At 74.5% G+C, this 8,183-nt stretch carries 8 protein-coding genes; 3 read left to right on the top strand and 5 right to left on the bottom strand.

Features of this window, described 5'->3' with window-relative positions; translation table 11 throughout:
* Positions 1 to 229 precede the first annotated feature (229 nt).
* Entirely contained in the window at positions 230 to 847 is a 618-nt protein-coding gene (locus tag V7E45_RS01760) for a LysE/ArgO family amino acid transporter (RefSeq protein ID WP_333772248.1), read from the bottom strand.
* 66 nt (positions 848 to 913) lie between these two features.
* Here V7E45_RS01760 and V7E45_RS01755 point away from each other — a divergent pair, with 66 nt between their 5' ends.
* Complete coding sequence (locus V7E45_RS01755) at positions 914 to 1,798, top strand: LysR family transcriptional regulator ArgP (RefSeq protein ID WP_333772247.1); 885 nt, start codon at positions 914 to 916, stop codon at positions 1,796 to 1,798.
* Positions 1,799 to 2,068: 270 nt separating this feature from the next.
* Here the strand turns inward: V7E45_RS01755 and V7E45_RS01750 are convergent, their stop codons facing one another.
* On the bottom strand, positions 2,069 to 2,782 hold the full coding sequence (locus V7E45_RS01750; RefSeq protein ID WP_333772246.1) for a TetR/AcrR family transcriptional regulator: 714 nt from the start codon (positions 2,780 to 2,782) through the stop codon (positions 2,069 to 2,071).
* A 155-nt stretch (positions 2,783 to 2,937) separates the two neighbouring features.
* Between V7E45_RS01750 and V7E45_RS01745 the strand changes: the two genes are divergently transcribed.
* Both V7E45_RS01745 and V7E45_RS01740 read left to right on the top strand, forming a co-directional pair.
* On the top strand, positions 2,938 to 4,158 hold the full coding sequence (locus V7E45_RS01745; RefSeq protein WP_333772245.1) for a saccharopine dehydrogenase family protein: 1,221 nt from the start codon (positions 2,938 to 2,940) through the stop codon (positions 4,156 to 4,158).
* Between the two features lie 120 nt (positions 4,159 to 4,278).
* The gene (locus tag V7E45_RS01740) at positions 4,279 to 4,530 is read left to right on the top strand and encodes a WhiB family transcriptional regulator (RefSeq protein ID WP_333772244.1); all 252 of its coding nucleotides are present in this window, start codon (positions 4,279 to 4,281) and stop codon (positions 4,528 to 4,530) included.
* 298 nt (positions 4,531 to 4,828) lie between these two features.
* On the opposite strand, the gene V7E45_RS01735 is transcribed toward V7E45_RS01740, so the two are convergent.
* The 3 genes from V7E45_RS01735 to V7E45_RS01725 are packed head-to-tail and all read right to left on the bottom strand — an operon-like array spanning position 4,829 to position 8,168.
* Positions 4,829 to 6,676: a sensor histidine kinase gene (locus tag V7E45_RS01735; RefSeq protein ID WP_333772243.1), complete on the bottom strand. Its 1,848-nt coding sequence runs from the start codon at positions 6,674 to 6,676 to the stop codon at positions 4,829 to 4,831.
* Positions 6,673 to 7,380, bottom strand: coding sequence for a response regulator transcription factor (locus V7E45_RS01730; RefSeq protein WP_333772242.1), 708 nt, complete (start codon positions 7,378 to 7,380; stop codon positions 6,673 to 6,675). The genes V7E45_RS01735 and V7E45_RS01730 overlap by 4 nt, the downstream gene beginning before the upstream one ends.
* Before the next feature lie 20 nt (positions 7,381 to 7,400).
* Positions 7,401 to 8,168 (bottom strand): L,D-transpeptidase family protein, encoded by a 768-nt coding sequence (locus tag V7E45_RS01725; protein WP_333772241.1) that lies wholly within the window; start codon positions 8,166 to 8,168, stop codon positions 7,401 to 7,403.
* Positions 8,169 to 8,183: the final 15 nt, after the last annotated feature.

Below are 8,183 nucleotides of genomic sequence, written 5' to 3'. Positions count from 1 at the left end.
GTTCAGGTCCGGGGGCGCGGCGGGGCGGTGAGTTGGTGGGCCGGTGGGCCGGCCGGACTGCGGGCCGGGCCTCCGGCGGACGGCTGTCTCGAGGGTGGTTCTGGTGTCCGGCGAACGGGTTGCCCGGCGGGCCGACCACCCGTCAGACGACCGTCCGTCAGACGACCGTCCGTCAGACCGGCCGTCCGTCAGACCGACCGTCCGTTGTTCCGACCCGCCCGGGCAGGGCTCAGGTTCCGGCGATCAGCGTCGCCCCGAGGCCCAGCATGGTCAGGGCGACCAGGCCGTCCAGTACGCGCCAGGCGGTGGGGCCGGCGAGGACGCGGCCGAGGAGGCGGGCACCGAAGCCGAGGGCGGCGAACCAGCACAGGCTGGCGAGTGCGGCACCGAGTCCGAAGGTCCAGCGCAGTGGGCCGCGGTCGGCGGCGAGCGACCCCAGCAGGAACACGGTGTCCAGGTAGACGTGCGGGTTCAGCCAGGTCATGGCCAGGCAGGTCAGCACCGCCCGCCGGAGCGAGCCCGGCGCCGTCCCCCCGGTGGCGTTCAGGCCGGTGCCGGGCCGGGCGACCCGGCGGGCGGCGAGCACGCCGTAGCAGAGGAGGAACGCCCCGCCCACCAGTCCCACGGCCCGGACCGCGCCCGGCCACGCCACCACCACCGCGCCGACACCGCCGACGCCGAGCGAGATGAGCAGCGCGTCGGACAGGGCGCAGATGCCGACCACGGCGAGGACGGCGTGGCGGCGCACCCCCTGGCGCAGGACGAAGGCGTTCTGGGCACCGATGGCGACGATGAGGGAGAGGCCGGCGCCGAATCCGGCGGCCGCGGCGGTCAGGGCGTGGTCCATGTCTTCGACGGTAGGAAGGCTGCCGACGTAGGTACAGCTAAAGATTCTTACGTATCCTTAGCTGTCGTGATGACGGAGCTTCCCCTGGAGCAGGTGCGCACGCTGCTGGCCGTGGTCGACGAGGGCACCTTCGACGCGGCGGCCGCGGCCCTCCATGTGACGCCGTCGGCGGTCAGTCAGCGGGTCAAGGCGCTGGAGCAGCGCACCGGCCGGGTGCTGCTCCGGCGCACCAAGCCGGTGCGGCCCACGGAATCCGGGGCGGTGCTGGTGCGGTTCGCCCGGCAGCTCGCCCGGCTGGAGCGGGACGCGCGCGGCGAGCTCGGGCTGAGCGGCACCGGGGAGCCGACCCGGGTGTCGGTGGCGGTGAACGCGGACTCGCTGGCGACCTGGTTCCTCGGGGCGCTGACCCGCGTGCGCGGAATCTGCTTCGAGCTGCACCGGGAGGACGAGGACCACACGGCGGAGCTGCTGCGCGAGGGCCGCGTGATGGCGGCGGTGATGTCCTCCCCGGACCCGGTGCCGGGCTGCTCGGTCCGCGCCCTGGGCCGGATGCGCTATCTGCCGGTGGCCTCGCCGGAGTTCGCCGGGCACCACCTCGACGGCCCGCTGCCGGATGTGCTGCGGGAGGCTCCGGTGATCGTCTACGACCGCAAGGACGACTTCCAGGACGGCTTCGTGCGCCGGCTCGGCGGCACCGGCGCCGGACCGCTGCGCCACTCCGTCCCGACCTCCGAGGGCTTCGTCGCGGCGGTCGCCGCGGGGCTCGGCTGGGCCATGGTCCCCGAGGCCCAGGCCGATCCGCTGCTGCGCGACGGACGCCTCGTCCTGCTGGCGCCCGGCGCGTGGATGGACGTCACGTTGTACTGGCAGCAGTGGAAGCTCGACTCCCCCGCCCTCGCGGCGCTGGCCGACGCGGTGGCGTCGACGGCGGCGGAAACCCTGCGCACCTGACCCGGCCACGCCCCCGGGCCCGCCCCACCCGGCCGACTCCCGGCCAGGCGCAGTCACAGCCGGCGCAGGCCAGACTCAGCCGCGTCCGCACCCGGGCCGGCCTCGGACAACGCCAGCCCGGGCCAGACTCACACAAGGCCAACTCCCGGCCACGCGCAGTCCCGACCGGCCGCAGGCCAGGGCCTCAGTCACAGCCGACTCCCGGCCAGCCGCAGGCCAGGCGCAGCCGTCCGCCCGCCGCGCTCGGTCGCGGCTGGTCCCGGGGCCGGCTCAGCCACTGCCGCCGGCCGCCGCGAGGCGGCTCTCCGCGCTGTCCAGCAGCATGTCGAGCGCCGTCGGATAGGCGCTGGTCACCATGCGCCTGGCCAGCAGGGGCGCCGCCTCGGCGATGCGCGGGTGGGTGGTGCGGGGCAGGCGGGCGTAGGTCGAGTGCCACTTGTCCTCGTCGGCCCGCTGGGAGGCGCTCGGCAGGGCGAGGGAGGCGGCGTCGAGGGCGGCGAACGCCAGCGTCTGGTCGATGAAGGCGTGGTAGACGGCGACGGTCTCCGGCAGGGAGAACCCGCCCGAGCGCAGCACGTCGAGCACCGCCTCGTCCGCCGCCAGCTCATGGGCCCGCCCGGTGACCCGGTTGGCGGTCAGCAGCGCCGCCTGCGGGTGGGCGACGTACGCGGCGTGGATGCGCAGCCCGATGGCCCGCAGGTCGGCCCGCCACCGCCCGGTGGGCCGCCAGCCCGCCAGCGCCTGCCCGATCAGCGCGTCGCCGATGGCCAGGGTGAGGTCGTCCATGCCGCGGAAGTACCGGTACAGGGTGCTCGGATCGCAGTCCAGTGCGAGGCCCAGACGGCGCGCGGTCAGTCCCGGGCTGCCGTGCTCGCGCAACAGGCGCAGCGCGGCCTCGACGATCAGCGGCTCGGACAGCACGGTGCCGCCGCGTGTCGGACGGCGTCGGCGGCGCTTCTCCTCGGGTACCACGGGCTTGGGCACGGCGGGTCCTCCCGGTCCTCCTGCGTCCTCGTGTGTCCTCGCATCCGCACCTTATGCCAACGCCATTGACCTTACGACTCCCCCAGGCGTTGCATACGGGCCAGGACGCGCCCGACCCGTTTCGTTCGTACCGTGACATGCAGGGAGATTCCGACATGCGTGTACTGCTCGTGGGAGCCGGTGGTGTGGGTACCGCCATCACCCGGATCGCGGCCCGCCGCCCATTCCTGGACCTGATGGTGGTCGCCGACTACGACTCCGCCCGCGCCGAGGCGGCGGTCGCGGCGCTCGGCGACGCCTCGGACCGGTTCCGCGCCGAGCGGGTGGACGCGGGCGACGAGGCCGGTGTGGCCCGGCTCCTCGCCCGGCACGGCTGCGACGTGCTGCTGAACGCCACCGACCCGCGGTTCGTGATGCCGCTGTTCCGCGCGGCCCGGGCGGCCGGCGTCGGCTATGTCGACATGGCGATGTCCCTGTCCCGGCCGCACCCGGAACACCCGTACGAGAAGTGCGGGGTCATGCTCGGCGACGAGCAGTTCGCGCTGGCCGCCGATTGGGAGAAGGAGGGGGCGCTGGCCCTGGTCGGCATGGGCGTGGAGCCCGGCCTCTCGGACGTGTTCGCCCGCTACGCGGCCGACGAACTCTTCGACACCATCGACGAGATCGGCATCCGCGACGGCGCGAACCTCACCGTCGACGGCTACGACTTCGCGCCGTCCTTCAGCATCTGGACCACCATCGAGGAGTGCCTGAACCCGCCGGTCGTCTACGAGGAGGAGCGTGGCTGGTTCACCACCGAGCCGTTCAGCGAACCCGAGGTGTTCGACTTCCCCGCGGGCATCGGGCCGGTGGAGTGCGTGAACGTGGAGCACGAGGAGGTGCTGCTGGTGCCCCGCTGGGTCGGCGCGCGGCGCGTCACCTTCAAGTACGGCCTGGGCGAGGAGTTCATCGAGACGCTGAAGACCCTGCACCGGCTGGGACTTGACCGTACGTCACCGGTGACGGTGCCGGGCCCGGACGGACCGGTGGCGGTCTCGCCGCGGGACGTGGTCGCGGCGTGCCTGCCCGACCCGGCGACGCTGGGCGAGCGGATGCACGGCAAGACGTGCGCGGGCACCTGGGTGCGCGGCACGAAGGACGGGGCGCCGCGCGAGGTCTACCTGTACCACGTGGTCGACAACCAGTGGTCCATGGCGGAGTACGGCTGTCAGGCGGTGGTGTGGCAGACGGCGGTCAACCCGGTCGTCGCCCTCGAACTCCTCGCCACCGGTGCCTGGTCGGGCACGGGCGTCCTCGGCCCCGAGGCCTTCCCCGCGCGTCCGTTCCTCGACCTGCTGACCGCCTACGACTCCCCCTGGGGCCTGCGCGAGCAGTGATGGGCGCGGTCGCCGTCGTCCGATCTCTGCCGGTTCCGCTGTTTCATGCGGCTCCGACCGGTCACCCGAACCCGGAGCACGCACTCGACAGGGCGCACGACACGACACCAGGAGACTTCGATGCAGAACTGGCGCGACCATGCCGCGTGCCGACAGGAGGACCCCGACCTGTTCTTCCCGATCGGCACCACCGGCCCCGCTCAGGTGCAGGCCCAGCAGGCGAAGGCGGTCTGCGGACACTGCCCGGTCCGTGAGCAGTGCCTCGACTGGGCGCTGGACACGGGACAGAGCATCGGCGTCTGGGGCGGTACGACGGAGACGGAGCGGCGCGCGTTGCGGCGCCGCGTCCGTTCCCGACCGCGCTCGGGCTGAGCCCGGGCGGGGGGCGGGGGCGTCGGCGGCCGGTACGGCGCAGCGGCCCCGACGCCCCTCCTGCCGGGCCACCTCGGCCCTGGCCTCGTCGATCGTCTCGTCGGCGATCCGGCACATCGGTCCCCGTCCGCGAAGAGCGGTTCGTCCGGGCCCCGGCCCGTTTCCTGGCCCTTGAGGGTCCGGGGACGTGGGCCGGGGCCCTTCTCGTGCGGCAGGTGGGCCCGGTCGTGAAGCGAGCCCTTTGGAGCAGCGCACGTACGAGGCCCTTGAACCGGCGCGGGAGCAGGCGGTGCCGCTCTCAGCGGGCGTCGCCGGGTGGCGCGGCCGCGGGCAGCCGCAGGGTGAACACGGCGCCCGTGCCGGGTTCGCTCGTGGCCCGGGCGGTACCGCCGTGCGCGGCGACCAGGTGCCGCACGATCGGCAGGCCGAGGCCGCTGCCGCCGGTGCGGCGGCTGCGGGACTTCTCGGCCCGCCAGAACCGGTCGAACACGTGGGGCAGGTCCTCGGGGGCGATGCCGGTGCCGGTGTCGGCGACGGTGAGGACGACCTCCTGGCCGTCCGGGCGGGCGGCCAGCGTGACCGAGCCGTCGGCGGGGGTGTGCCGCAGCGCGTTGGAGACCAGGTTCCCGAGGACCTGGCGCATCCGGACCGGGTCGGCGTCCAGCCAGGCGGTGGCGTCGGCGTCGGTGCGCAGGGCGACCCCGGCGGTGCGGGCGGCCATCCGGTGGGCGGCCGCGACCTGGTCGAGCAGGTCGGCGGCGCGCAGCGGCTCGCGGTGCACGCGCAGGGTGCCCGCGTCGGCGGCGGCCAGGTCCTGCAGGTCGTCGATGATCCGCTGGAGCACCAGTGCCTCCTCGTGCAGCGAGGCGAGCAGCTCCGGGTCCGGGTCGACGACGCCGTCGCGGACCACCTCGAGCCAGCCGCGGATGTTGGTGAGCGGGCTGCGCAGTTCATGGGCGATGTCGCTGACCATGGCCTTGCGCTGGGCCTCCAGGCGTTCCCGGCGCTCGGTCAGGTCGTTGAACGCCTCCGCGAGGATGCCGATCTCGTCCCGGGTGGCCACGGGCACCCGGACGTGCAGTTCGGGCGGCTGCTGCGCGGCCTCGGTGAGGGCGCGCAGCGGCCGGGAGAGCCGGAGGGCGACCAGGGCGGTGACGGCGACGGTGACGGCGAGCACCAGGCCGGCGGCGCCGACCACCTTGGCCTTGTTGGCCGGTGACATGTCGAACCGGGAGGGGTTCTGGTCGCCGATGCCGAGGAACAGCTCGGCCACGGGGGCGACGTAGGGCTCCAGTTGGGTGCGGCGGGCGCTCTGCACACAGCCCTGGGCCGCCTGGGCGAGCCGGGTGCCGGCCCGGGCGTACTTGTACAGCGGGTAGCCTCCGCCCACGGGGTCGCGGCCACCGGGGTCGACGGTGAGGAACACGGGCCCCTCGATGTCCAGGCCCGCGTGCCGCAGGCAGGGCCGGGTCAGTTCCGAGAGCGCGTCCAGCGCCCTGCGTTCCGTCGGCGTGGGCGTGTTCAGTCGGCCGTCCGCGCACTGTTCGGCGGCGTAGGAGGTGTCGGTGCCCTCGGGGCTGCTGAGCACGGGGCGCCCGCTCGGGGTCCGCTGGACGGTGGACTCGACCCCGAAGCGCTCGTAGCAGCGCCTGCGCTCGGCGGCCAGCGCGTCCAGTTTCACCCGCTCCGCGGCCGTGACCCGGTACGGTCCCACCGCGCGGGGGTCGATGCCGCTGAGCTGGGCGCCGGTCTCGGTGTAGGTGTCGGTGCGCAGCGGGTCGACGGTGGCGGCGGGGCGGGGCGGCAGCGGGGTGCCGCGGGGCGCGGAGTCGGCGACGACGGTGCGGTCCGCTGTGGTCAGGGCGATCCGGCGGCCGGTGCTCGCGGCGAGGTCGCGGACCGTGCGGCGGACGTCCGCCCAGTCGGCGTGGGTGGCGGCGTAGCCGCTGAGCCGGGCGAGGATGCTGTTGTCGGCCGCGAGGTCCTGGCCCTGTTCCTCCTTCAGGGCGCTGGTGGTGGTCGTGACGGCGAGCCAGGCGGTGGCCGCGACCGAGCAGACGGCGATGAGGGCGGAGACGGACAGCAGCCGGACGAGCAGCCGTTTGCGCAGCGGTGTCCGGCGCCCGGCGGCCGCTCCGCGTCTCACGGCCGGCCGCCGCTGAGCTTGTAGCCGACGCCGAACACGGTCACCAGGCGGACCGGCCTGCGCGGGTCGGCCTCGATCTTGCGGCGCAGGTTCATGATGTGCACGTCGACGGCCCGTTCGGTGGAGGACCGGTCGAAGCCGCGGGTGCACTGCAGCAGTTGCCGCCGGGAGAACACCCGGTCCGGTTCGGCCGCCATGGCCAGCAGGATCTGGAACTCGGCCGGGGTGCACTCCACCGGTGTGCCGTCGCAGCGCACCTCGTGCCGTCCCGGGTGGACGGTCATCCCGCCGGCGCGGACGACCGGGTCGTCGTCGCGGGCGCCCGCGGCCCGTCCGCCGCGTCTGAGGACGGTGCGGATCCTGGCCATCAGTTCGCGCGGGCTGTACGGCTTGGTCATGTAGTCGTCGGCGCCCAGCTCCAGGCCGAGCAGCACGTCGTCCTCCGCGGACCGGGCGGTGAGCATGACCACGGGGAGATCGGGGTCCTCGGCGTCGGCGCGCAGCACCCGGCACACGCCGAAGCCGTCGATCACCGGGAGCATCAGGTCCAGCACCAGCAGGTCGGGTCTGAGCCGGCGGACCGCGTCGAGCGCGGCCGCTCCGTCGTGCACCACCGTGGCGGTGTGTCCCTCGGCCAGCAGGGAGCGGCGGATCAGTTCGGCCTGCTTCTCGTCGTCCTCGGCGACCAGTACATGTGCGCACACGAGTTCGGATCCTAGGCGGCTCAGCGGGCGAGCCAGTCGGCGTAGCCCATGACGACGACCGGGTGCCGGTGCGGGTCGAGGGTGCGCAGGAGTTCGCGCATGTGCGACCGGGCGACGCTGACGCAGCCGTGGGTGGGGCCGCCGTGGTCGACGTGCAGCCATACACCGCCGCCCCGTCCGGGGCCGAGCGGGCGGGTCCAGTCCAGCGGGGAGGTGCCCCGCACCCGGTTGTAGTCGATGGCGACGACGTAGTCGAAGGCCCCGATCAGCGGCTCGCCCCGGAAGCCGGTGCCGCGCGGGGTGAAGCCGGTGGAGCGGTGGTACGGGAGCCTGCTGCCGGGGTCGTGCAGCAGTCCGCCGGCGTCGCTGAGGGTGTAGACGCCGAGCGGGGAGCGCAGGTCCCCGGCCATGTGGTGGGCGCTCCAGCCGCGCAGCGCGTTGTGCGCGGGCCAGGCGGCGCCGGCCTGCCAGCCGGTGGCGGTGCGCTCGTGCACGACGACGGTGGAGCGCGGGGAGTTCCTGCCGCGCCCGGTGACCACGACGGCCTGCCGGCAGCGGTCCGGTATCGCGGCGGTCGTCCGGGGGCCGAGGCCGGGGATGGCGCGCGGTGCCGCCTCCGCCTGCATCTCCGGAGCGCGGGCGGCGGGTGCGGTGGCTGTCGGTGCCGGATGGGGGGCGGCGCCGGCGCGGCGCTCGGTCGCCTCGGCTCCGCCGCCGCAGCCGGTGAGCAGCAGCGGGGAGCCGAGCAGACCGAGGCCGAGACCGACGGCGGTTCTGCGACGGATCATGGGTCGACGATGGCC

It is taken from the genome of Streptomyces sp. IBSBF 3136 (assembly GCF_036815105.1).
Lineage (GTDB): Bacteria > Actinomycetota > Actinomycetes > Streptomycetales > Streptomycetaceae > Streptomyces.
This window is presented reverse-complemented; position numbering and strand designations above follow the sequence as displayed.

What these genes read in the sequence shown, in the direction of transcription:
- V7E45_RS01760 (WP_333772248.1), bottom strand. Translation starts at nt 847, where the DNA reads ATGGACCACGCCCTGACCGCCGCGGCCGCCGGATTCGGCGCCGGCCTC.
- V7E45_RS01740 (WP_333772244.1), top strand. Translation starts at nt 4,279, where the DNA reads ATGCAGAACTGGCGCGACCATGCCGCGTGCCGACAGGAGGACCCCGAC.
- V7E45_RS01745 (WP_333772245.1), top strand. Translation starts at nt 2,938, where the DNA reads ATGCGTGTACTGCTCGTGGGAGCCGGTGGTGTGGGTACCGCCATCACC.
- V7E45_RS01725 (WP_333772241.1), bottom strand. Translation starts at nt 8,168, where the DNA reads ATGATCCGTCGCAGAACCGCCGTCGGTCTCGGCCTCGGTCTGCTCGGC.